Source organism: Collimonas sp. GW821-FHT07E08, from assembly GCF_059418905.1.
This window is the reverse complement of sequence record NZ_JBWKQR010000006.1, coordinates 160533-184843: the sequence shown is the minus strand read 5'-3', so window position 1 is coordinate 184843 and position 24311 is coordinate 160533. Positions and strand designations below refer to the sequence as shown.

Genomic DNA, 24311 nt, shown 5'->3' with positions numbered 1-24311 from the left:
GTGCTAGCGTGTCACTACCGTCCATTCCTCGTAGTCTGGAGCAAAAAATGAGCAATAATAAAAATACTTCGATATCGCTGATGCTGAGCGTCTGCGTAGCGGTGCTGCCGCTGGCAGCCTGCGACAAAAAGCCGGACGCTGCGCCTGCCGCGGCCGCGCCTCAGGCGCCGCAAGCACAGGCGGCTCCGGCCTACGTGCCGCCAACCGCGGAGCAGCTGTACCAGCTGGTCGGCCCGATCGCCCTGTTTCCCGACAAGCTGGTGGCGCAAGTACTGGCGGCATCCAGCTATCCCGACCAGATCACCGCTGCCGACAACTGGCTGGCGCAAAACAAGAACCTGAAAGGCGCCCAGCTGCAGGATGCCGCCAACCAGCAACCCTGGGACGTCAGCGTAAAAGGCTTGACGCAGTTTCCCAGCGTGCTGGACCAGATGGCGCGCAACATTCCGTGGACTTCCGCCCTTGGCGACGCATACGTCAACGATCCGACCGATGTCATGAACGCAATCCAGGTAATGCGCCAGCGCGCCGCCAGCAGCGGCAACCTGAAAGACACCAGGCAGCAGCGGATCGCCGTACGGCCGCGCGTGCAGCCGGCGCCGCCCAGCGGCTATGCACCGCCGCCCGGCGAGCCGCTGGTCTACGCGGGACCGGAAATGATCCCGCCGCCGCCGGAAACCATCGTGATCGAACCGGCCGAACCTGACGTGGTGTACGTGCCGGCCTACAATCCCGGCGTGGTCTATGGCCAGCCGCTGCCGGTCTATCCCGGTTATTCCTACGAACCTCCCGCTCTCTATTACCCGCCTGGCGAGATAGTGACCGCCGGCGTGATTACCTTCGGCCTCGGCATTGCGGTCGGTGCGGTGATCAGCCATCACGACTGGGGCTGGAATTCCTGGGGCGTGCATTGGGGCGGCGAAGGCGGCGGCGGCAACTGGCGCGGCGATGGCGACCGCGACCACGGCTGGCACCGGCCTGCGGTTGTGTATAACAACAATACCTATGTGTCGCGCTCCACGACCATCGTCAACCGCGTGACCAACAACTACAACAACACCTACAACAACAGTACGGTGAACAACAACAATAACAACACGGTAACCAACACGCGCAATAATTTTGGCGGCCCTGGCAACAACAATCCTGCCATGGCCAACGGCGGGCGCCCCCCCGGCCAGCCGGGCGGCGGCGCGGCCAATTTCTTCAATGCGCAGCGGCCGAATCCGGCCGCGCAAGCGAATCCTGCGCAGCAGCAGCCACAGCAGCGTCCGAACCAGAATGCCGCGCCATTTGCCGGCAATCCGCGCCCGAATCATGGCCAGCCGGATTTCAGCCACATGAGCCGGCCCGACTTCGGCAAGGTCCCGCCGCAAGCCAACGGCGGCGCGCCTAATGCTAACCAACTGGCGCGCCCGGGATTCATCCGGCCCGCTCCAGGCCAGCCGCAGGCCGGCGAACCGGGACATCCGGCTGCCGGCCAGCCGGGACAGAACCCGGTGCCGAACCAGCTACAGCAAAACGCGCAGAGCCGGCATCCGGTCCAGCCGAGGAACCTGGAAGCAGAAAGTCCTGTGAACCTGCACAAGAATCCTTTCAACGGCAATGTGCCGCGACCCAACGCCAATCGCCCTGGCGCGCCGGAAGCCGCAAGACCGCAACCGACGCCGCAGCCGCAATTCCAACCCCAGCCTCAACCGCAAAACCTGCCCAACCGGCAGCCGGAACAGGCCCAGCACCCTGCCCAGCAGATACATCAGGAACCGAACCGGCCGGAATGGCGGCCGCAAGCACAGCAGCCACGGCCAGAGATACAGCAGCCAAGGCCGCAACCTCAGCCGCAGGCACAGCAGCCACGGCCAGAGGTACAGCAGCCACGGCCACAGCCACCACAACCACAGGTGCAGCAACCGCGACCGCAGCCTCAGCCGCAAATGCAGCAGCCACGGCCACAGCCGCCGCAACCGCAGGCCCAGCATCCGCCTCAGCAAAATCACGAGCAGCCTCATCCCAACAATGTCCATCCGCAAAAAAAGGATGACGAACATAAATGAGTGCATCGCAAAAATGCCGTTAGGGCGAGCCGCGGCAAGCGTCACGGCGCAATAAAAAAGGCTGGCTGAACACAGGGTTCAGCCAGCCTTTTCATTTACGGCGGACGCTGCCGGGTTTGCTGTGCCTAAGCTTGCAAGGTCATCAGGCTGGCGTTGCCGCCGGCGGCCGTGGTGTTGACGCAAACCGCACGTTCGGCCAGCAGGCGCCACAGGGGAATCGAAGCGTATTCCGACGTTTCCAGCAAAGGCACCAGTGCCCCGCCTTGTTCTCCGAGCGCAGTCAGCAAAGGACGCAGGCGCGCTGTGCCGGCGCCGTCGACCAGGGCCAGCTGCAAACGCGTGGCGTGGTCGTTGCCGGCAAGCTGGTCGACCACGCGGATCGCGGCGCGCACCGCGCGCGGTAAACCTTCCGGAATCATGGCGGACGCACTGGCTTCGACCACCGGCAGGTTGCCGGTAGCGAACACCGCCGCCAGCTGGTTCAGCATGGCGCCGACGTTATCCGCGCTGCACAGGATCGCGCCGCGCGGCGCAAACGACAGGCTGTTGCGTTCGCCGGTCGGACCCGGCAGCACCAGCGAAGTGCCGAGCCAGCTGGCGTGCATGTATTCCTCGCCCAGCGCCGCGATGCGCTGATGGCCATGCGTCCTGGCCCAGCTCAGCAAGGCTTGCAGCACCGGAGTGGCGTTCGCTGCTTCCGGATTCGGCGCATGGATCGTGTGCGCCCCCAGCGACACCGCGGGATTGCGCTGCAGGCGTTTCAGGTACAAAGGTCCGCCCGCTTTCGGCCCGGTGCCGGATTTTCCTTCGCCGCCAAACGGCTGCACGCCGACCACCGCGCCAACGATATTGCGATTGACATAGATATTGCCGACATGAGCGTGAGCGACGATGAAATCGATGGTTTCGTCGATGCGCGAGTGGATGCCCAGGGTCAGGCCGTAACCGCTGCCGTTGATGGCGTCGATCAGTTGCGGCAGCTCATTGCGCGCATAACGCAGCACGTGCAGCACCGGGCCGAATACCTCGCGTTTCAGTTCCGACATGGAACCGATTTCGATCAGCGTCGGCGCAACGAAGGTGCCGTTGCTTTGCTCGGCCGGCAGCGGCAGCTGGTAGAAATCTTTCGCCGTGGCGCGCATCTTTTCGATATGCGCCAGCAGCTGCCCTTGCGCATCGGCGTCGATCACCGGGCCGATGTCGGTAGCCAGGCGGTCCGGATTGCCGATCCGCAGTTCCTGCATCGCGCCCTTCAGCATATGCAAGGTGCGGTCGGCGATATCGTTTTGCAGGCACAGCACGCGCAAGGCGGAACAGCGCTGGCCGGCGCTGTCGAAGGCCGAGTTCAGCACGTCTTGCACCACTTGTTCCGGCAGCGCGCTGGAATCGACGATCAAGGCATTCTGGCCGCCGGTTTCAGCGATCAGCGGCAAGTCCACCGACTCTGCCAGCGAACGCTTGGCCAAGGTGCGGTTGATGATCTGCGCGACCTCGGTCGAACCGGTGAAGATCACGCCCTTGACGCGCGCATCGGCGGTCAGCGTGGCGCCGACGGTGTCGCCCTGGCCTGGCAGGAATTGCAATGCTGCCTGCGGCACGCCGGCCTCGTGCAGCAATTGCACCGCGCGCGCTGCGATCAGCGGCGTCTGCTCCGCCGGCTTCGCCAGCACCACATTGCCGGCAGCCAGCGCAGCGCTGACCTCGCCGATGAAAATCGCCAGCGGGAAATTCCACGGGCTGATGCATACCACCGGCCCCAGCGCCAAGGCATTTTGGACATGCCGCACCTGCGCTGCGTAGTAGCGCAGGAAATCGACCGCTTCGCGCACTTCGGCGATGGCGTTCGGCAAAGACTTCCCTGCTTCGCGGATCGCCAGTGCGATCAATTCCAGCTGATGGACTTCAAACAAGGCCGCTGCGCGTTCCAGCTTGTCGGCCCGTTCCGCCGGCGGCAGGGTCTGCCAGTCCATGGCGTAGACGCTGGCGGCATGCAAGGCTTTGTCGACGTCGGCCGCGCTGGCTTCGACGACACTGCCCACCACGTCGCGCTGGTCGGCCGGATTCAATACCGGACGCGCGGCCTGGCTGTAAGCTTGCGGTTCGGCCAGCATCGGCGCGGCGTGCCACTGCTGCTTGCCGAATACGCTGAAGGCGCTGTCGATCTCGCGCAGTACTTCCTCGTTGCTCAAGTCAAGGCCAGCCGAATTCTTGCGCTCCGCGCCGTACATGGCCGGCGGCAGGGCAATCTGCGGATGCGGCTCGCCGCCGAGCTGTTGCGCGGCTTGCAGCGGATCGGCGACGAGCGAATCGATGGTCACGCTCTCGTCGACGATCTGGTTCACGAACGAAGAATTGGCGCCGTTTTCCAGCAGGCGCCGCACCAGGTAAGCCAGCAGCGTCTGGTGCGAACCGACCGGCGCATAGATCCGGCAAGGCTTGTCAAGCATGTCCTTGCCGACCACCTGGTCGTACAGGGTTTCGCCCATGCCGTGCAGGCACTGGAATTCATAGTCGGTGATGTTTTTTTCTTGCGCCCAGCTATAGATGGTCGCCAGCGTATGCGCGTTATGCGTAGCGAACTGCGGATAGATGACATCGGTGGAGGCCAGCAGTTTCTGCGCGCAGGCCAGGTAGGAAACGTCGGTATACACCTTGCGCGTATAGACCGGGAAGCCCGGCAAGCCGTCGACTTGCGCGCGCTTGATTTCGGAATCCCAATACGCGCCTTTGACCAGCCGCACCATGAACTTGCGGCCGCTGCGGCGCGCCAGGTCGACCAGGTAGTCGATCACGAAAGGACAGCGTTTCTGGTAGCCCTGCACCACAAAACCGATGCCCTCGAAGCCGGCCAGGTCGGCGTCGAACGCCAGCGCTTCCATCAGGTCCAGCGACAGTTCCAGGCGGTCGGCTTCTTCGGCGTCGATGTTGAGGCCGATGTCGTATTGCTTGGCCAGCAGCAGCAGCTGTTTCAGGCGCGGCAGCAATTCTTCCATGGTGCGCTGGCGTTGCGCGCGCGAATAACGCGGGTGCAGCGCCGACAGCTTGACCGAGATGCCCGGCCCTTGCTTGATGCCGCGGCCGTTCGATGCCTTGCCGATGGCATGGATGGCGTCTTCATACGAACGGTAATAGGCGGCTGCATCTTCTTCGGTTAACGCCGCCTCGCCCAGCATGTCGTAGGAATAGCGATAGCCGCGCTTTTCATTGTCGCGGCTGTTGCTGAGCGCTTCGGCGATGGTCTGGCCGGTGACGAACTGGTTGCCCAGCATGCGCATGGCGACATCGACGCCCTTGCGGATCAGCGGCTCACCGCCGCGCCCGATCAGCTTGGTGAGCGCCGAACCCAGTCCGCGTTCGCTGTTGGTGGCGACCAGCTTGCCGGTGATCAGCAAACCCCAGGTGGCGGCGTTGACGAACAGCGACGGCGATTCGCCCAGGTGGCTGCCCCAGTCGCCCTTGCTGATCTTGTCGGCGATCAGGCGGTCGGCGGTCTGGTGATCCGGGATGCGCAACAGCGCCTCGGCCAGGCACATCAGCGCCACGCCTTCTTCCGACGACAGCGAAAATTCATGCATCAAGGCGTCGACGCCGGAGGCGCGCGTGCGTTTCTCGCGCACCGCCTGCACCAGCTTGCGCGCCAGCGCCTGGCTGGCGGCATGCGAGCCGGCGCTGGTCTGCACCTGCGCCAGCAGCCATTGCACAGCCAGGGTTTCATCGCGCCGGTATGCGGCGGTGATGGCGGCGCGCAACGGCGTCGGGCCGGTCATGACTTCCTGGTGGAATACGGTAAATGCGGGGTTGAACATGGCGGGAGAAGTAGTGTCGGGCTGGGATGACGGCGGTAGCGGCGGCATGGCGGTTGTCTCGATATTGGTTTTGTTAATTTCCGGAGGGCATTATTCACGACGACGTGTTTAATTGTTCAGGAAAGTGAAGTTGTTCGATTGTAGGCGGCATCGGCATGGATTAATTCTGGTAATAATGGCCGCTATCAAAATTTTGTTATTGGTGAGAAAATTTAACCGAATAAAATTTTTCGGAAGATAGTGCATGCTTGACAAGATTAGTAAGAAAATCCTGGCCGAACTGCAGAACGATGGTCGTATCAGCAATGTCGATCTGTCTGCCCGCGTCAACTTGTCACCCGCCGCTTGCCTGGAGCGCGTGCGCAAACTGCAGGAAGCCGGCTATATCCTGCATTACACCGCCCAGCTCAATCCGCAGCTGCTGGACGTCGCCCTGCTGGTGTTTATCGAAGTGGTGCTGGACCGCACCACGCCGGAAGTTTTCGAGGCGTTCAGCCAGAGCGTGCAGATCATTCCCGAGGTGCTGGAGTGCCACATGGTGGCCGGCGGTTTCGATTACCTGGTCAAGGCGCGCGTCAAGGACATGAACGCCTACCGCGAGTTTCTCGGCAAGTCGCTGCTGCAGCTCAAGGGCGTGCGCGAGACGCACACTTACGCGGTGATGGAAGAAGTCAAGCACACTACAAAGCTGCCGATTCGCTAAGAATCGGCCAAGTCGCCGGCGCTCGCCGTTGCGGAGCGCTGCATCTTTCCTGCCTGTTGGGACAAAAAGGGGCGGAGTCGAATTTTCCCAGGCGGATGTTTGACCCTGTCCTTTTTTTACTGCTCCCTTTTTATTCCAAAAACACATCTACAGCACGGCTGCATGCGTCTTTGACACGCATTCAAAAACATCGCCGTACGTAATTATCCAGTCATATATGCGGCTTATGCTTGACCTCGACTTTCTTCGTTCCGGTTTTTTCGCTATCTCACTATAGGAAAATAACTATGCAAACCTCGAAAAAAATCACCCTGGCGCTGATGCTTTCTTTCTTCGCAAGTGCGGCGACGTTGAGCCATGCCGAAGAAACGGATGCAAAAAAACAGCCAGCCAAGCATGTCCTGCTCATTTCAGTCGACGGCATGCACCAAGCCGATCTTGACTGGTTTGTCACCGCGTATCCGCAATCCACCCTCGCGCGCATGGTGCGTGAAGGCGTGAGCTATACCAACGCCAGGACTCCTTTCCCTTCGGATTCATTTCCAGGCATGGTCGGCCAGCTTACTGGCGGCAATCCAAAAACCACGGGCATCTATTACGATGACGCCTACAGCCGAGGGTTGCTGCCGGCGGGAACAACCAGCTGCGCGGGAGCGAAACCGGGGGCGGAAGTTTATTATGCGGAAGTCAGCGCAAAGGACATGAACCGCTTGGACAGCGGCCAGCAGATTCCCGGTTTGTATTCCGACTTCACAAAAATATCTCAGCTGACTGGCCATGCACAAGATTTGCTGGATCCGAAAACATTGCCGGTAGATCCTAAAACATGTTTGCCGGTGTATCCGCATCAGTATCTTCAAGTGAACACGATTTTTGAAGTAGCGAAGCAGCATCATTTGCGTACAGCATGGTCGGACAAGCACGCGGCATACGACATTCTCAATGGCCCGTCCGGCAAGGGAATCGACGACCTGTTTGCACCCGAAATCAACAGTTCAGTCACCGATCCATCGGCACCCGCCGGTCCCGGCGACGACTGGACCAAGGACAACACCAATACCCAAAAATACGATGCCTTCAAAGTTAAGGCCGTCGTGAATTGGGCCAAGGGCTTGGATCACGCCGGCAATAACTCGCTGGGCGTTCCCGCCATTTTCGGCATGAACTTCCAGGCTGTCTCCACCGCGCAGAAACTCAACAAGTCGAACTACTACATCGACCCGGAAAACCCCAGCACCATCATGACCAACGGCCTGGGTGGCTACACCTTGAATGGCGCGGTGCCAGGGCCGGTATTGCAAAGCGCATTGACTTTTGTGGACGGCCAGCTCAAGGCCATGGTCAGCGCGCTTGATCTCAGCAAAACGGTGGTGGTGCTCTCCGCAAAACATGGCCAGTCGCCACAAAACCGCGCGGCGCTGACGATCATCAATGACGGCGACATGATTGACGCATTGAACTGCGCTTGGGAAAACAATAGTGCAGGCTGCAAAGATCCCGCCCAAACCCATCTGGTTGCCCATGCAATCGATGACGACGGCATCCTGATGTGGCTCACCGACCGCTCGGTTAAAGCAACGCGCTTTGCGAAGAAATTCCTGCTTGCCTATTCGGGCAACGGCATCGGCTCGGACGCTTTTGGCAACAGCATCTCCAAGCCATTTACGCAAGCTGGCGTCACAAGAATCTATGCGGGAGAAGAGGCGGAAGATTTATTCGGCACCAGGCGTGGCGATGAACGTGTTCCCGATGTAGTCGGTATCGCGCAGCAAGGAGTCGTCTGGGCCGGCGGCAAGCTGTCCAAGATCGCCGAACACGGCGGCAACGCGCATCAGGATAGGCATGTGCCTATCGTGGTATGGGGGGCCGGCATCGCCCACCAATCGAATGACGATCATGTCGAGACTACGCAGATCGCCCCGACAATCCTGTCATTGCTGGCGCTGGATCCGAAGGAATTGCGGGCTGTGCAAATTGAGCGTACCAAGGCTTTGCCGGATTTGCATTGATCGGGAGCGTGTTTGCTGCTCAGGTGCTGCTGCGTATCGCCAGCTTGAAGCCGAGGTCGACGCTGGTTGTTTCCAGCGGTTCGTGCCTGAGCAGCTTGATCAGCAACTGGGCGGCGGTAAAGCCGATGTCGTAACGCGGCGTGACTATCGTGGTGATGCCCGGATTGGCGAACGCTGACCACGGCAAATCGTTGAACCCTGCGATCGCCATCTGGCCCGGCACCGACAGGCCGCGCCGCTGGCACTCGAACAAGACGCCCAGCGCCAAGTCGTCGTTGCAGCAAAACACGGCATCGCAAGCCGGCGCCTGCTGCAGGATCTGGCCCAGCATCTTGGTGCCGAGTTCTACCGTCGACGGCACCGGCGTCAATACTTCCACCTCAGGGTTCATGCCTGCTTCCGACAATGCCTTGCGAAAGCCGTGCCGGCGTTTCATCATGCGTGGATCGAGCTGGGCGCCGAGAAAGCCGGGCTGGCGGTAGCCGCGCGCGATCAGGTGGCGGGCGATGCTGTAACCCGCTTCTTCGTGCGAAAAGCCGACCGTGACCTCGCTGTTTCCGGGATTCAGGTCGAACATGCGTACGGCCGGCACATTGTGCGTGGCCAGCTGTTCGCGCAGCGCATCCTGCTGTTCTATGCCGCTCAGCAAAAAGCCGTCCGGCGCATGCGCCAGGTAAGTGCTGATCAGCTGGCTTTCCTTGTCCGGCGAATAGCTGCTTTCGCCGATCAGGAATTTGTAGCCGTGCTGGTTCAGGCTGTCGCGGATCCCGGTCAGCGTATCCACGAACACCGAGTTGCTGAGCGACGGCACGATCACGCCGATCACTTGCGATTTGGCCGAGGCCAGCGTGCTGGCGGCCTGGTTCGGCACATAACCGAGCTGCTTGATCGCCGCCGCAATCCGGTCGCGCGCTTCCAGCTGCACCAGCGCCGGGGTTTTCAGCGCGCGCGACACGGTCATCGGGCTGACCCGCGCCAGGCGCGCAACGTCGACGATGGTTACCCTGCCGCTGGCGCGGCTATGGCGTTGTGGCTTGAGTTCAGGGCTGGTCATGGTAACGGTGGCATTTTATGGGTTCTTTGCATTGAGCGCGCTGCTGCAGCCTGTTCATTATTCCGCCAGGTCCTGAAGATATGTGCCTGGCAATGGAATCTTGTTCATTTGGCTAGCGCGACCAATGTTACACGCAAGCCATGCCGCATTGTTATAGTTTCCTTGGAGTAAGGATACTAGCAGTCTGCAATCTCGCTTTCCATTGCGCCAAGAGATGTGATGTTAGCGCTAACATCTGGTGTATTATTGCAGCCACTCGCCGCCGCCGGCAAGTACTACAATGAAGCGGGCCCGGCGCACGGCTGTCCAGGCAGGATGGCTGCTCATTACCGGTCGCTTACTCATTTCATCACGAGGTAGTTCATGCAACACCAGCCAGAATACATGCTTGGCGTAGATATCGGCACCACCAGCACCAAGGCTGTGCTGTTCACCACCCAGGGACAAGTGGTGGCGCAGCACGCGGTGGAATATCCCTTGCTGTGCACCACGCCGGGCATGGCCGAGCAAGATCCGCTGCAGATTTACGAAGCCGTGCTGAGCGCTATCAGCAACGCCGTCGGCGACAGCCATGTCGAGTCCGCGCGGATTGCGCTGGTGTCCTTCAGCGCCGCCATGCATAGCGTGATTGCAGTCGGCCCGGACGGCGAATTGCTGAGCAACAGCATCACCTGGGGCGACAACCGCGCCGGCGCATGGGCCAACCGCATCCGCGACGAGCTGGGCGGCCATGAAATCTACCTGCGCACCGGCACCCCTATCCACCCGATGTCGCCGTTGTGCAAGATCATGTGGCTGCGCCACGACCAGCCGCAGCTGTTTGCGCGCACCGCGCGGTTTGTCGGCATGAAGGAATATGTGCTGTACCGCCTGTTCGGCGAATGGCTGGTCGACCATTCGATCGCCTCCGCCACCGGCATGTTCAACCTGCAGCAGCTGGACTGGGACCAGGGCGCGCTGGAACTGCTGGGCATCGGCCCGCAGCACTTGTCGAAACTGGTGCCGACCACCCATCACCTGAGCGGCCTGGCGCCGGCCATGGCGCAGCAGCTGGGCTTGTCGCCGGCGACGCCGTTCGTGATCGGCGCCAACGACGGCGTGCTGTCCAATCTCGGCGTCAACGCCATCGGCCCTGGCCAGGTGGCCGTCACGATCGGCACCTCGGGCGCGATGCGGACCGTGATCGACAAGCCGCTGACCGATCCCTCCGGCCGCACCTTCTGTTACGCCCTGACCGCCAAGCACTGGGTGGTCGGCGGCCCCACCAACAACGGCGGCAGCATTTTCCATTGGGTACGCAATGAGCTGGCCACCGCCGAATCGGCCGCCGCCAAGGCCGCCGGACTTGATCCTTACGATGCCTTGACCAAGATCGCCGAGGGCGTCAGCGCCGGCGCCGAAGGATTGCTGTTCCATCCCTACCTGGCGGGCGAACGGGCGCCGCTGTGGAACGCCGATGCGCGCGGTTCCTATTTCGGCCTGGCCACGCACCACGGCAAGGCGCACATGATCCGGGCCGCGCTGGAAGGCGTGATTTTCAGCCTGTACAGTATCTTGCCGGCGGTCGAGGGCTTGATCGGCCCGACCACCCACATGATGGCGACCGGCGGCTTTGCCCGTTCGGCGCTGTGGCGGCAAATGATGGCGGATATTTTCGAGCGTGAAGTGGTGGTGCCGGAAAGCGTCGAATCGTCCTGCCTCGGCGCCGCCGTGCTGGGCCTGTACGCGCTGGGCAAGGTCGATTCGCTGGATGTCATCGGCGCCATGGTCGGTTCCACCCACCGCCACGTGCCGATTGCGGAAAACGTCGCGCTATACCGCCGCCTGTGGCCGATCTATGCGGCTATTCCCAAACTGATGGAGCAGCAGTACCGGCAGCTGTCGCAGTTCCAGCGCGAGACTGCCGCCCGCGATTGATCAGTCTTCGTCTTCGGGATCGATCAGGCTGAATTTCTCGTGCGCGGTTTCGCTCAGGTGGCCGCGCAGCCATTTATGCGCCGGATTGCGCGCATCCCGTTCGTGCCACAGCATGTCGACGTGCACCGCCGGCGTCGGGAACGGCAGTTCGCGCGCCACCAGGACATCGGTCATGCCGGTCGCGCCGATCAAGTGGCGCGGCAAGACCGTCAGCAAATCGGAACTGGCGACCACCCGGCCGGCGGTGAAGAACTGGTTGACGGTCAGCAGGATGCGCCGCTCGCGCCCCATCGCCGCCAGGGTTTCATCGATCAAGCCATGCGCCCGGCCGGAAAAACTGACCAGCAGGTGATGCGAGGCGCAGTAATTGTCCAGGGTCAGCACCTGGCTGGCCAGCGGATGGTCCTTGTGCATCACGCACACGTATTCGCCGGTGTACAGCCGTTCGTGGTGGATCGGCGAGGCGCTGGTAGTCTGGCCGCCGGCCAGCTGCGCCGCGACGCCGGGGAAAAAGCCGACCGCCAGGTCGACGTCGCCGCGCAACAGCATCTGGCGCGGATCGCGGGTGGTCAGCGGCACCATGCGGATATTCATTTGCGGCGCATTGCGCTCGATGGTGCGCACCAGCGCCGGCAGCCACAGCGCCGCGGTGGCGTCGGCCATCGCCATCTGGAAAGTAGTGTGGGCGCGCGAGACATCGAAAGTTTCCGGCGTGATCGCGGTTTCCAGGTCGGTCAGCGCGCGCCTGACCACCGGCCACAATTCTTCGGCATGCTGGGTCGGCTTGACGCCATGCGCGGTACGGATCAGCAGCTCGTCGTTGAGGGTGTCGCGCAGGCGTTTCAAGGCATTCGACACCGCCGGCTGGGTCATTGCCAGCCGGCTGGCGGCGCGCGTCAGGTTCTGCTCGGTCATGACGGCGTCGAAGACACGCAGCAGGTTCAGGTCAAGTGTCAGGAAGCTCATGGTTGGATCTATCGTTAATTATTTTTAATGGAATATTGCGCCGGCAAATTTAGCTGAAAGCAACATTCACAGATTCTATAACTGTTATATGAAAGCGCAATGACAGATTTCAAGTGGCGTGAAAATATTGCGCCACAACATAAAACGTATATCAATCTGAATTATGTCTTAGATGCGCAACTATTGCCGAGTCGAAACTACGCCAGGCCGCCCGATGCCCGCCGTGCTTTATCTTACACATAATGCATTAACGACGACATGGAAGACATTCTTCAGCCACATCAGGACATTATTCGTCGAACACATAACTGATATCCAAAATCAGAATTGGATAGCACGCTAAGTAGTGAATATACTGCAATGCAACATCACCATGAAAGAGTCGTTGCAATGTCTTTATTCGCTTTTGCCCTGCCAGCTGAAATCGCCTTGTTCGACGCATCGGCCCTGCTTGCTGCCGCTGCCGCCGCACTGCGGCCATTGCTGGGCCTGGGAGCGCTGGCGACCTTGATGGTGTATTTCAAACCGCTTTGGATGGGGATCTTGCGCGCAGCATTGATGCTGATCAAGCCGCGCAAATCGCTGGAGCAGCGGATTGCCCGCAGCAAGTTCAAAGGGCAGCAACTGATACGCCGCATGGCTAACGACCATGCCTCCAGCCAGCCTAGCCTGGCGGCGGAGCTGCGCTTGCTGGCCGGCCGCGACTGATTACGCGCTTGACGACAATTAACCACGAGGAGTTTGCCATGCACCAATACATTTACCATGACGAAGACGGCTTCCCGACTTTCGCAGTGCTGCAATGGCTGCGTGCCGTGGCCACGCGTGTTCTGGCCTGGATGGGTTTGAACGGCCTGTAACTGCTGTAATCTGAATTTCTGACGTCTCCTCTTTCCTGCGATGGAAGGATTCACCCCGCCGGCCTAGCGCCGGCGGGGATTTTTTTTGCCCGCACATAAAAAAACGCCCGCAAGCAGCGGGCGTTCTGTTTTGCGATGCAAGCCGGGCCTTACTCGGCCAGCTGCTTCTCCAGCGCCAGCCTGACCTCGGCCAGCTGCTTCGGCAAACGATGTTTCAGCTTGTCGAACAGTTCCGTATGCAGCGCGGTTTCCGCTTTCCAGGCAGCCTTGTCGATCGCGGTGATGCGCTCGAACTGTTCTTCGCTGAACGCCAGCCCTTCCCAGTTCAGGTCGGCGTAACGCGGCGTCACGCCGAACAGGTGCTCGACACCGCCCTGCTTGCCGTCGAGCCGGTCCAGCATCCAGTTCAGCACGCGCATGTTGTCGCCAAAGCCCGGCCAGACGAACTTGCCGTCGGCGCCGGTGCGGAACCAGTTGACGCAGAAGATCTTCGGCAGTTCGGCAGCGCCTTGCTGCGCCAGCTTCTCGCCCAATGTCAGCCAGTGCTGGAAATAGTCGCTCATGTTGTAGCCGATGAACGGCAGCATGGCGAACGGATCGCGCCGCACCACGCCTTGCTGGCCGGCCGCGGCCGCAGTGGTTTCCGAACCCATGGTGGCTGCCATGTACACGCCTTCCACCCAGTTGCGGGCTTCGGTTACCAGCGGCACGGTGGTGGAACGGCGGCCGCCGAAAATGAAGGCAGAGATCGGCACGCCGGCCGGATCGTCCCAGGCGGCGTCGATGACCGGATTCTGGGTTGCAGCCACGGTGAAACGCGCATTCGGATGGGCTGCCTTGGCGCCGGTCTCCTTGGCGATGGCCGGCGTCCAGTCCTTGCCCTGCCAGTCGATCAGGTGCTCAGGCGCCGTGCTGCTCATGCCTTCCCACCAGACATCGCCGTCGTCGGTCAGGGCGACGTTGGTGAAGATGGTGTTTTCGCGCAGCGAAGCCATGCAGTTGTAGTTGGTCTTGTCGTTGGTGCCGGGAGCGACGCCGAAATAGCCGGCTTCCGGATTGATGGCGTACAGGCGGCCGTCGGCGCCCGGCTTGATCCAGGCGATGTCGTCGCCGATGGTGGTCACTTTCCAGCCCTCGAAACCTGCAGGCGGGATCAGCATGGCGAAATTGGTCTTGCCGCAAGCGGACGGGAAAGCCGCCGCAACATAGTGTTTCTTGCCTGCCGGCGATTCGACGCCGAGGATCAGCATGTGTTCCGCCAGCCAGCCCTGGTCGCGGCCCATGGTCGAGGCAATGCGCAGCGCGAAGCATTTCTTGCCGAGCAGTGCGTTGCCGCCGTAACCCGAACCGTAAGACCAGATTTCACGGGTTTCCGGATAGTGGACGATGTACTTGGTCGGATTGCAAGGCCAGGCCACGTCTTTCTGGCCGGCCGCCAGCGGTGCGCCGACGCTGTGCACGCAAGGCACGAACTCGCCGTCGCTGCCCAGCACGTCGTACACGGCCTTGCCCATGCGGGTCATGATGCGCATGTTGACGGCGACGTACGGCGAATCGGACAGTTCAACGCCGATGTGGGCGATCGGCGAACCCAGCGGACCCATCGAAAACGGCACCACATACATGGTGCGGCCTTGCATGCAGCCGTCGAACAGGTCGTGCAGCGTCTTGCGCATTTCGGCCGGATCGGTCCAGTTGTTGGTCGGGCCGGCGTCTTCTTCTTTTGCCGAGCAGATGAAAGTGCGGTCTTCGACGCGCGCCACATCCGACGGATCGGAGCAAGCCAGGTAGCTGTTCGGGCGTTTTTCCTGGTTCAGTTTTTTCATGGTGCCGGCCGCCACCATGCCGCTGCACAGGCGATCGTATTCGGCCTGCGAGCCGTCGCACCAGTAGATGCGGTCAGGCTTGGCCAGGGCGGCGACTTCAGCCACCCAGTTGATCAGTTTCTGCTGCTTGACATATGCCGGGGCGTTGATTGCAGCAATGCCGCCCATAAGGGGTTGATTCATGAAAACTACCTCCAATACCAATAAAGAAATCTTTTCTTGCCAGCGGCCTGTGCCTGGCTGGCGCACCGTGTCGGTCGGCGCAATTCTGGTGCGTTTGCTGCGGGCTCTTTGCGCATCGCCGCGGGCAGCAAAAAATGAAATAATGGGCCGGGATTTACTGTCAGCTACAAATCTACAGGCATCGTGCGGGTTTTACAGCGGCGTAGGCCGCACACCATGGTCGATACTGCTTGTCCGGTCCGGCAAACGGCATTTTTCCTGGAAAAAGTGGGCCGATTGTACACCCGATTTGTAGTGAAAATGACCAACTATTGTAGTAAGGTATTTCCCGTTTTCCGGATGCTGTTGCTTTATTACGTGACGGCGGTTTTCCTCCACTTTTTTGCACGCATTTACTTTCCGTAAAGCCAGAAACTCCTATGAAAATTGCCATACTCGATGATTATCAGGACAGCGTCCGCCATCTCGACAGCTTCAGCATGTTGGAGGGCCACGAGGTGAAAGTGTTCAACAATTCCGCGCGCGGCGTTGGCCAGATGGCAATTCGGCTAGCCGATTTTGAAGCGCTGGTATTGATACGCGAACGCAGCAGTTTTTCCAGGGCGCTGCTGCAAAAACTGCCCAAGCTGAAACTGATTTCGCAGACCGGCAAAGTGAGCGGCCATATCGACGTCGAAGCCGCTACCGACTGCGGCATCGCCATCGTCGAAGGTGTCGGCGACCCGACCGCGCCGGCCGAGCTGACCTGGGCCCTGGTCATGGCTGCCAGCCGCCGCATCCCGCGCTATGTCAGCAACTTGCAGCAAGGGCAATGGCAATCGGTGTCGGCGCTGCCGCAAAACGATGTCATCGGCACCGCGCTCAAGGGACGCACGCTGGGGATCTGGGGTTACGGCAAGATCGGCCGCATGGTTGCGGGATACGGCAAGGCGTTCGGCATGCGGGTGCTGGTGTGGGGACGCGAAGCCAGTCTGGCCGCGGCGCTGAAAGACGGTTATGAAGCCGCGGCATCGAAGCAGCAGTTCTTTGCCGAAGCCGACGTGCTGTCGCTGCACCTGCGCCTCAATGACGCCACCCGCGGCATCGTCGAGGCAGCCGACCTGGCCTTGATGAAATCCAGCGCCATCTTTGTCAACACCAGCCGCGCCGAACTGGTCGCCGACGGCGCCCTGCTGCCGGCCTTGCAGCAGGGCCGGCCTGGTTTTGCCGCGCTGGATGTATTCGAGACCGAGCCGCTGCCGCCGGATTCGCCGCTGTTGCGGATGGAGAATGTGCTGGCCACGCCGCACCTGGGTTATGTCGAGAAGGATGGTTACGAGCTGTATTTCCGCGCAGCGTTCCAGAATCTGCTGGATTTCGCCGGCGGCACGCCCAAGAATGTCTTGAATCCGGGCGCGCTGCCGCAGAAGTAAATCGTCAGTCGTCGTCGCCGGCGCCGCTGGGCAGGATCAGCTTGTTCAGGCGCGCTGCCGGCGCCGCCAGCGTGGTGTCGCGCCACATGCCTTGCCAGCCGGGCGGCCATGGCAGGGCTGGGCCGCTGTATTCGGGCACGTTCTTGCGCACCGGGATCACCGGCAGGCTGTCCGGCATCGGGCCTTCGCTCCAGCCCAGGCTGAAGGCGTAATCCGGCAGCAAGGCGTCGCATACCTTGGCAAACCATGCGCTGTGGTCTTCATCGCGTCCCAGCGCCTGCGCCAGGCCGTGCGGATCGAACTGCGCCAGCGCCCTGGCCAGCTCCGGGATTGACGCTCCCGGCTTGTCGCCCCAGCCCAGAATCGGATTGAAATTGTAGTCGGCGCCCGAACCGTACCAGCCTTCGCGCCGCGCCCTCTCCATCCAGCTGCGCCGGCCGCAGAACAGGTGCCAGCGCCAGTGCAGGCCGGACGGCTTGGGCCAGCTGTACAGGTACAACCGCTGGTAACCGGCGCGATGCAGCTCGCGCACCAGCGCCATCAGGCGCGCGTGCGGCATGCGGTCCGGCGGCGCGTGGCGGTACAGGATCGGCTCGCCATCGGCGTGCTGGACCTCGTCGGTCGACAGGTTCAGGTCAAGCGTCCGTTTCTCGCTGCCGAAACGCGCAGCGATCCAGCCGGTCAGCAGGTTGACGGACGTGATCACGCCATAACCGCGGAAGCGGTGGAAAATAACGGTGCCGGGGGCGATGGGTTTCATGAGTCGGGATTCTTGTCAAAGAGGTGCGCGCTGAAATCAAATGTTACCAGTGTAGTCGCTGCGCGCCGTTTTCATAGGGTCGGCAAAAGACGCAGCAGCTATCTGCCGGGCTTAGTATAATCAGGCAACCCACCAGGCAGAAAGGACTAGCCATATGCAGCAACGTCCATCAGTTACAGGCGAGCGATCAAGCGACCAGCCCATCACGGCAGCGCCCGGCCGCGAGGTGTTTTCCGCCAGCAGGCGCAACCTCATGTTGCTGGCCGGCGTCAGTTTCGCGATGATGAGCATTCCTCGCTGGCTGCAGCAAGCCTCAGCCCAGACCGTCACCCCCGCCGCACCTCCCCCCAGCAGCCAGCAGCAGGCAAATTTCATGGCATTGTCGGCCTTGCTGACCGGCGCGCCGAAACTCAATCCGCGCATAGGCGCAAGACTGTACAGCGCGCTCAGCACGCAAGCGATCGAGTTTGAAAAACAGGCCGCGGCGTTGTGGCAGTACAGCCTCGATCACAAAATCAAGGACGTCGATAACCTGGCGGCCGCGGTCGGCAGCGACAGCGCGCTGTCGCTGGTGCTGCACCGTATCGTCAGCGGCTGGTACCTGGGCGTGGTCGGCGACGGCGGCGTCACCGGCAACGCCAAGGTCATCGCCTTCGAGCAGGCGCTGATGTTCGACCAGGTGCGCGATGCGGTAGTCGTGCCGACTTATTGCCGTGCCGCCCCCGGTTATTGGGTTACCCAGCCGGCGGTGTTGAAAGCGAGGGCTTGAACATGGCTGATAACCTGTCCGCAGATGTCGTAATTGTCGGTTCCGGCGTCGCCGGCGCCCTGGTGGCGCACCAGCTGGCCCTGTCCGGCGCTTCGGTGCTGGTGCTGGAAGCCGGGCCGCGGCTGGAACGCTGGCGCATCGTCGAGAATTACCGGAATACGCCAAGCAAGGACGATTTCATGGTGCCCTACCCGTCCACCAAATATGCGCCGCATCCCGAATACACGCCGGAAAACAATTACCTGATACTCAAGGGCACGCATAAATACAATTCGCAATACATCCGCGCGGTAGGCGGCACTACCTGGCACTGGGCTGCCGCGGCCTGGCGTTTCCTGCCCAACGATTTCAAGATGAAAACGCTGTACGGCGTCGGCCGCGACTGGCCGATCAGCTACGACGAGCTGGAACCCTACTATTACCGCGCCGAAGTCGAACTGGGCGTGTCCGGCCCCAACGACGGCACCGACCTCGGTTCGCCGCGCAAGCAGCCGTATCCGATGGACCACTTGCCGCTGTCCTGGAACGACCAGCGCTTCAGCGCCGTGGTCAACGGCGCCGGCCACAAGGTGGTGTCGGAACCGGTGGCGCGCAACAGCCGCGCCTACGATGAACGGCCGAACTGTTGCGGCAACAACAACTGCATGCCGATCTGCCCTATCGCCGCCATGTATAGCGGCATCATCCATGTCGAGAAAGCCGAAAGGGCCGGCGCCAAGGTGCTGGCCGACGCCGTGGTGTACCGCATCGAGGTGGACGCCAAGGAGCGCATCAGCGCCGTGCATTACAAGGATCCGGAAGGCGTCACGCACCGGGTCACCGGCAAATATTTCGTGCTGGCCGCGAACGGCATCGAAATTCCGAAACTGATGCTGATGTCGACCGACGACAAGCACGGCAAGGGCGTAGGCAACAGCTCGGACCAGGTCGGCCGCAACCTGATGGACCATCCCGGCACCGGCGTCACCTTCCTTGCCAATGAAGATTTGTGGCCAGGGCGCGGCCCGATAGAAATGACCTCCATCGTCGACATGCGCGATGGCGCTTTCCGCGCCGAATACGCCGCCAAGAAGCTGCACCTGAATAACATGGCGCAAACCAACCACGCTGCGCAGACCGCCTTGAAAGACGGCCTGGTCGGCGTCAAGCTGAACCAGGAAATCCGCCGCCGCGCGGCGCGCACCGTGAATATCAACAGCTTCCACGACATCCTGCCGGATCCGGAAAACCGCATACGGCCGAGCACGGAAAAACGCGATGCGCTAGGCATCCCGCAGCCAGAGATCACCTATTCGATCAACGACTACGTGCAAAAGAGCGCAGTGCTGACGCACCAGGCCTATGCCAGCATCGCCGCCATGTTCGGCGGCACCGAAATCAAGTTCGACGACGATTTCGCGCCGAACAACCACATCATGGGCGCCACCATCATGGGCGGCGATCCGCGCGATTCGGTGGTCGACGCCCATTGCCGTTCGCACGACCACGAAAACCTGTTCATCGCCAGCGGTTCGGTGATGCCGGTGGCCGGCACGGTGAATTGCACCTTGACCATCGCGGCGCTGTCCTTGCGCATCGCTGACACCTTGAGGACAGTGCTATGACGGCCCGCACTCAACTCGTTTGCCGGTTTTCCCGCTGGATGGGCGGCATGGCCCTGGCCGCCGGGCTGGCGCACGGCGCCGCGTTTGCCGCCGATGCCGCGGCGGCCGTGGCTGCAGCTCCTGCGGCTGCGGCGCCGCCCAATGCCGACCAGATCACGCGCGGCGCCTACCTGGCCAAGGCGGCCGACTGCATCGCCTGCCACACGGTCGATCCGGCCAAGCCGTTCGCCGGCGGCTATCCGCTGGCCACGCCGTTCGGCACCATCTACGGTCCCAACATCACGCCGGACAAGGAAACCGGGATCGGCAGCTGGAGCGACGAAGATTTCATCCGCGCGCTGCATAACGGCATCGACGACGAAGGCAAGCATCTGTACCCGGCTTTCCCCTATACATCCTTCACCAAGCTGTCGCGCGACGACGTGCTGGCGATCAAGGCATACCTGTTCAGCCTGCCGCCGATCCAGCAAAAAAACCTGGAAAACAAATTGCCGTTCCCGCTCAACCAGCGCTGGATCCTGGCCGGCTGGAACCTGTTCAATTTCAAGCCGGGCGAATGGAAGGAAGATGGCGGCAAGAGCCCCGAATGGAATCGCGGCGCTTACCTGGTGGAAGGCTTGGCCCATTGCCAGGAATGCCACACGCCGCGTAACCTGACCATGGGCGTCGACCTCAAGCGTTCCTTCGGCGGCGCCCAGCTGGGCGGCTGGACAGCGTACAACATCACGCCCGATCCGGTCAGCGGCATCGGCGGCTGGAAGGACGAAGAAATCGTCCAGTACCTGAAAACCGGCCTGGTGCCGGGCAAGGCGTCCGCCGCCGGCGGCATGGCGGAAGCGATCGAGCATAGCTTGCAATACCTGAACGATGCCGACCTGAAGGCGATCGTCACTTATGTGCGCAGCGTTCCGGCCATCAGCGACGCCGCAGACAAGAAGCCGCGCTACGCCTGGGGCCAGGCCGCGGACGACGATGCCGAATTGCGCGGCGTGGCGGCGGTATCGGTCAGCAGCAATGCTTCCGGCGGCGCCGAACTGTTCAGCGGCAACTGCGCCAGCTGCCACTCGGCCAGCGGCAGCGGCGTGGTCGGCGGTTATTACCCGTCCCTGTTCAGCAACAGCGTGGTGGGCGCGCGCGACCCCGGCAACCTGCTGATGGTGATACTCAATGGCGTACAGCGCCGCGGCAAGGATGAGCAGACTTTCATGCCCGGGTTTGCCAATCACCTCAACGATAGCCAGATCGCCATGCTGGCCAACTACGTGGTGAAACAATACGGCCATGCCGATACGCCGCCGATCACGCCCGAGCAGGTCAAGGTCCAGCGCCAGGGCGGACCGGTTTCGCCGATGCTGGCTTTGTTGCCATGGGGACTAGGCGCGGCAGGGCTGATCGTGTTATTTATACTGTTTTCACTCATCATGCGTCGCGGCCGCAAGCCTGGTCCAGCCAAGGACGGCGCGGCTTCATCATAGGAACATTTACTCATGGCTCTACGCATCATCGCCACCGGCGGCACTTTCGATAAACATTACGATGAGATCGCCGGCAAGCTGACTTTCGCCGCCAGCCACTTACCGCAGGTGATCCAGCGCGCGCGCATCACCACCGAGATCGCGCTGGAAGAACTGCCGCTGCTGGATTCGCTCGACATGCAAGACATCGACCGCCGGCGCGTGCTGGCTTCCTGCACGCATGCGGCGGAACAGGCGATAGTGATCATCCACGGCACCGACACCATGCGCGAAACTGCGGCAGTGCTGGGCGCGGCAGCGCTGGAAAAAACGATTGTGGTAACCGGCGCGATGATTCCCTACGCGATAGCCAATTCCGACGCCCTGTTCAATTTCGGTTTTGCCTGCGGTGTCGCGCAAGCCTTGCCGCATGGCGTGTACGTGGCGATGAACGGCAAGATTTTTGCGTGGGACAAAGTAGAAAAGAACCGCGCCGCCGGCGTGTTTGAGCCTTTGTAATACCTTTTTTCCAGGCGAAAAAAAACGGGGCAGATTTTCTGCCCCGTTTTCACATCCAGCCCGCAATTACTTGGTGACGCCGCCCAGGCCGCGCGCTTCCAGCAGCGGCCCGACTTCCGGCCCGCGTCCGTAGAAATCCTTGAACAGCGCGCTAGGATCGGCGCTGAAGCCGCGCGACAGCACCTTGGCCCGCAGCAGGTCGCCGTTGGCGCGTTTCAGGCCGCCGTGGGTATTCATCCAGTGCTCGGTATCCTTGGCCAGCACGTCGCTCCAGATATAAGCGTAATACCCGGCTGAATAGCCGCTGGCGAAGATGTGCTGGAAGTATTGCGTATGGTAGCGCGGCGGCACCACATAACCGTCGCCGCTGCTGGCCGCCTGCAGCGCTTTCGCTTCAACCGCCATCACATCCTTGGCCGCCGGCGTCTGGCCTGCAGGCAGCTGGTGCCAGGCCTGGTCCAGCATGGCCGCCGACAGGTATTCCGAAGTCTCGAAACCGGCATTGAACTTGCGCGCCGCCAGCACCTTGCTGACCAGCGCTTGCGGCATCGGCTTGCCGGTCTTGTAGTGCTTGGCGTAGTGCGCCAGGACTTGTGGATTGCGCGACCACATTTCATTGAACTGCGACGGATATTCGACGAAATCCGGCGGCACCGAGGTGCCGGAGAACATCGGGTACTGTACGTTGGAGAACATGCCGTGCAAGGCATGGCCGAACTCGTGGAACATGGTGTTGACTTCGTCGAACGTGAGCAGCACCGGCTTGCCGGCAGGCGGCTTGACGATGTTGATATTGTTGGACACGACCGGCTTGGTCCCGAACAGACGCGATTGCGAGACGTAGCTGTTCATCCAGGCGCCGCCCTGCTTGGTGTCGCGCGCGAAAGGATCGAACAGGAACAGGGCCATCGGCGAACCGTCCTGGTCAAACACTTCAAACACCCGTACATCCTTCTGGTACACCGGCAGGTCGGTGCGTTCCTTGAAGCGGAGGCCGTACAGCTGCTGGGCAGCGTAGAACACGCCATTCTGCAGCACATTGTTCAGCTCGAAATAAGGCTTGATCTGGGATTCGTCGAAGTTGTAGCGCGACTTGCGCACCTGTTCTGCATAAAACGCCCAGTCCCACGGCTGCAGCTTGAATGGCTTGGCATGGCTGGCCTTGGCCTGGCGGTCTATCACCTGCTGCATGGCAGCGGCTTCCTTGCGGGCGTTGGCGGCGGCGGCCGGCGCCAGCTGTCCCAGCATGCGGTTGACAGCCTCCGGGGTGCCGGCGGTTTCGTCTTCCAGCACATAGGCGGCATGGCTTGGATAGCCCAGCAGCGCGGCACGCTGGGCGCGCAATTTGACGATCTCGGCGACGCCGGCGACGTTGTCGTCGCTGCCGCCGTTGGCGCGCGTGACGGAGGCGGTATAGAGGCGTTCGCGCAGCTGGCGATTCTTGAGCTGCGCCAGCAGCGGCTGGTCGGTGGTGTTTTGCAGGGCAATCAGCCATTTTCCGTCCAGCTTGCGGCTGCTTGCAGCCTGCGCCGCGGCGCTGATCTGTTCCGGCGTCAAACCGTCCAGGTCGGCTTGGCGGTCGACCACTAGCGCGCTGTCGTTATTGGCTTTCAGCAGGGTCTGCTGGAATTGCGTGGTGAGCGAAGAAATCTGCTGGTTCAGCTTGCGCAGCTGGTCCTTGTCGGCGGCCGACAGGCGGGCGCCAGCCCTGACGAAATCGGTGCGATAGCGCTCCAGCAAGCGCAGCGATTCAGGATCGAGGCCGAGGCTGGCCCGTTGCTGGTACAGCTGCTCGACGCGCGCAAACAATTGCGGATCGAGGTAGATGGCGTCCTTGTGGTCGGCCAGCTTGGGAGCCATGTCTTGCTGGGTCTGGTCCAGTTCCGGGCTGGTGTTGGCGCTCACCAGGTTGAAGAATACATCGCTGACGCGGGTCAGCATCTGGCCCGAGCGTTCCAGCGCGACGATGGTGTTGTCGAAACTCGGCGCCGCCGGGTTGCCGGCAATTGCGCGCGCTTCCTGGCGTTGCTGCGCCATGCCGGCTTCGAATGCCGGCTTATAGTCGGAATCCTTGATCCGGTCGAACGGCGGCATGTTGTAAGGCAAGCTGCTGACCTGGGCGAAGGGGGAGTTTGCAGCGAGCGCCGCGTTGGCGGCTGAGGCTTGCGATGCCTTGGTTGATCCATTGTCAGCTGTCGTGCAGCCTATCATGCCGGCAGCTGCCGTCAACATCAATCCGCACAGCGTGATACGTCGTGTAGAAGCTTGCATCAATTCTCCTTGGGTTGGTACGGGCTATTGTTTTTTTGACGAAACATTTTACGCCAGCATTCAAACTACAGGGAATCGTGCCCGTTTTGATATAAACCGGGTGTGCAAAAAAACACGGAAGACAACTGCGCGTGTAACCGCGCA

General features: G+C 61.5%; 17 protein-coding genes. 11 read left to right on the top strand and 6 right to left on the bottom strand.

Annotated elements, in window-relative coordinates; translation table 11 throughout:
- The first annotated feature begins 47 nt into the window (after positions 1 to 47).
- Positions 48 to 2054: a DUF3300 domain-containing protein gene (locus AC07RZ_RS09870; RefSeq protein WP_494667827.1), complete on the top strand. Its 2007-nt coding sequence runs from the start codon at positions 48 to 50 to the stop codon at positions 2052 to 2054.
- Between the two features lie 125 nt (positions 2055 to 2179).
- On the opposite strand, the gene putA is transcribed toward AC07RZ_RS09870, so the two are convergent.
- Positions 2180 to 5860, bottom strand: a complete 3681-nt coding sequence (gene putA / locus AC07RZ_RS09865; protein WP_494667871.1) for a trifunctional transcriptional regulator/proline dehydrogenase/L-glutamate gamma-semialdehyde dehydrogenase — start codon at positions 5858 to 5860, stop codon at positions 2180 to 2182.
- Positions 5861 to 6104: 244 nt separating this feature from the next.
- Here putA and AC07RZ_RS09860 point away from each other — a divergent pair, with 244 nt between their 5' ends.
- Together AC07RZ_RS09860 and AC07RZ_RS09855 are read left to right on the top strand one after the other, a co-directional pair.
- Positions 6105 to 6563 carry an Lrp/AsnC ligand binding domain-containing protein gene (locus AC07RZ_RS09860; protein ID WP_014008389.1) on the top strand — a complete coding sequence of 153 codons (459 nt, stop codon included), beginning with the start codon at positions 6105 to 6107 and terminating at the stop codon, positions 6561 to 6563.
- Between the two features lie 287 nt (positions 6564 to 6850).
- On the top strand, positions 6851 to 8572 hold the full coding sequence (locus AC07RZ_RS09855; protein WP_494667826.1) for an alkaline phosphatase family protein: 1722 nt from the start codon (positions 6851 to 6853) through the stop codon (positions 8570 to 8572).
- A 19-nt stretch (positions 8573 to 8591) separates the two neighbouring features.
- Here the strand turns inward: AC07RZ_RS09855 and gntR are convergent, their stop codons facing one another.
- Positions 8592 to 9626, bottom strand: coding sequence for an HTH-type transcriptional regulator GntR (gene gntR / locus AC07RZ_RS09850; RefSeq protein ID WP_092395845.1), 1035 nt, complete (start codon positions 9624 to 9626; stop codon positions 8592 to 8594).
- Positions 9627 to 9989: 363 nt separating this feature from the next.
- Here gntR and gntK point away from each other — a divergent pair, with 363 nt between their 5' ends.
- The gene (gntK, locus tag AC07RZ_RS09845; protein WP_494667825.1) at positions 9990 to 11543 is read left to right on the top strand and encodes a gluconokinase; all 1554 of its coding nucleotides are present in this window, start codon (positions 9990 to 9992) and stop codon (positions 11541 to 11543) included.
- On the opposite strand, the gene AC07RZ_RS09840 is transcribed toward gntK, so the two are convergent.
- Positions 11544 to 12509: a LysR family transcriptional regulator gene (locus AC07RZ_RS09840; protein ID WP_092395849.1), complete on the bottom strand. Its 966-nt coding sequence runs from the start codon at positions 12507 to 12509 to the stop codon at positions 11544 to 11546.
- Positions 12510 to 12899: 390 nt separating this feature from the next.
- On the opposite strand from AC07RZ_RS09840, the gene AC07RZ_RS09835 reads away from it, so the two are divergent.
- Positions 12900 to 13217, top strand: a complete 318-nt coding sequence (locus tag AC07RZ_RS09835; protein WP_494667824.1) for a hypothetical protein — start codon at positions 12900 to 12902, stop codon at positions 13215 to 13217.
- Positions 13218 to 13518: 301 nt separating this feature from the next.
- On the opposite strand, the gene AC07RZ_RS09830 is transcribed toward AC07RZ_RS09835, so the two are convergent.
- Positions 13519 to 15378 carry a phosphoenolpyruvate carboxykinase (GTP) gene (locus AC07RZ_RS09830; protein WP_494667823.1) on the bottom strand — a complete coding sequence of 620 codons (1860 nt, stop codon included), beginning with the start codon at positions 15376 to 15378 and terminating at the stop codon, positions 13519 to 13521.
- Between AC07RZ_RS09830 and AC07RZ_RS09825 the strand changes: the two genes are divergently transcribed.
- Together AC07RZ_RS09825 and AC07RZ_RS09820 are read left to right on the top strand one after the other, a co-directional pair.
- A complete protein-coding gene (locus AC07RZ_RS09825) occupies positions 15377 to 15673 on the top strand; it encodes a hypothetical protein (RefSeq protein ID WP_494667822.1) in 297 nt (98 codons plus the stop codon). The two genes, AC07RZ_RS09830 and AC07RZ_RS09825, sit on opposite strands and share 2 nt — an antisense overlap.
- Before the next feature lie 124 nt (positions 15674 to 15797).
- A complete protein-coding gene (locus tag AC07RZ_RS09820; RefSeq protein WP_494667821.1) occupies positions 15798 to 16790 on the top strand; it encodes a D-2-hydroxyacid dehydrogenase family protein in 993 nt (330 codons plus the stop codon).
- Between the two features lie 4 nt (positions 16791 to 16794).
- Here AC07RZ_RS09820 and AC07RZ_RS09815 read toward each other — a convergent pair whose 3' ends face one another.
- Entirely contained in the window at positions 16795 to 17550 is a 756-nt protein-coding gene (locus tag AC07RZ_RS09815; protein WP_494667820.1) for an L-asparaginase, read from the bottom strand.
- 154 nt (positions 17551 to 17704) lie between these two features.
- Between AC07RZ_RS09815 and AC07RZ_RS09810 the strand changes: the two genes are divergently transcribed.
- The 4 genes from AC07RZ_RS09810 to AC07RZ_RS09795 are packed head-to-tail and all read left to right on the top strand — an operon-like array spanning position 17705 to position 21896.
- Positions 17705 to 18319 carry a sorbitol dehydrogenase family protein gene (locus AC07RZ_RS09810; protein WP_494667819.1) on the top strand — a complete coding sequence of 205 codons (615 nt, stop codon included), beginning with the start codon at positions 17705 to 17707 and terminating at the stop codon, positions 18317 to 18319.
- 2 nt (positions 18320 to 18321) lie between these two features.
- Positions 18322 to 19923, top strand: coding sequence for a GMC family oxidoreductase (locus AC07RZ_RS09805; RefSeq protein ID WP_092395859.1), 1602 nt, complete (start codon positions 18322 to 18324; stop codon positions 19921 to 19923).
- Positions 19920 to 21398 carry a c-type cytochrome gene (locus AC07RZ_RS09800; RefSeq protein WP_494667818.1) on the top strand — a complete coding sequence of 493 codons (1479 nt, stop codon included), beginning with the start codon at positions 19920 to 19922 and terminating at the stop codon, positions 21396 to 21398. Before AC07RZ_RS09805 ends, AC07RZ_RS09800 begins: the two co-directional genes overlap by 4 nt.
- A gap of 12 nt (positions 21399 to 21410) precedes the next feature.
- Complete coding sequence (locus AC07RZ_RS09795) at positions 21411 to 21896, top strand: asparaginase domain-containing protein (protein WP_092395861.1); 486 nt, start codon at positions 21411 to 21413, stop codon at positions 21894 to 21896.
- A gap of 66 nt (positions 21897 to 21962) precedes the next feature.
- On the opposite strand, the gene AC07RZ_RS09790 is transcribed toward AC07RZ_RS09795, so the two are convergent.
- Positions 21963 to 24167: a M3 family metallopeptidase gene (locus AC07RZ_RS09790; protein WP_494667817.1), complete on the bottom strand. Its 2205-nt coding sequence runs from the start codon at positions 24165 to 24167 to the stop codon at positions 21963 to 21965.
- Between the last annotated feature and the right edge of the window lie 144 nt (positions 24168 to 24311).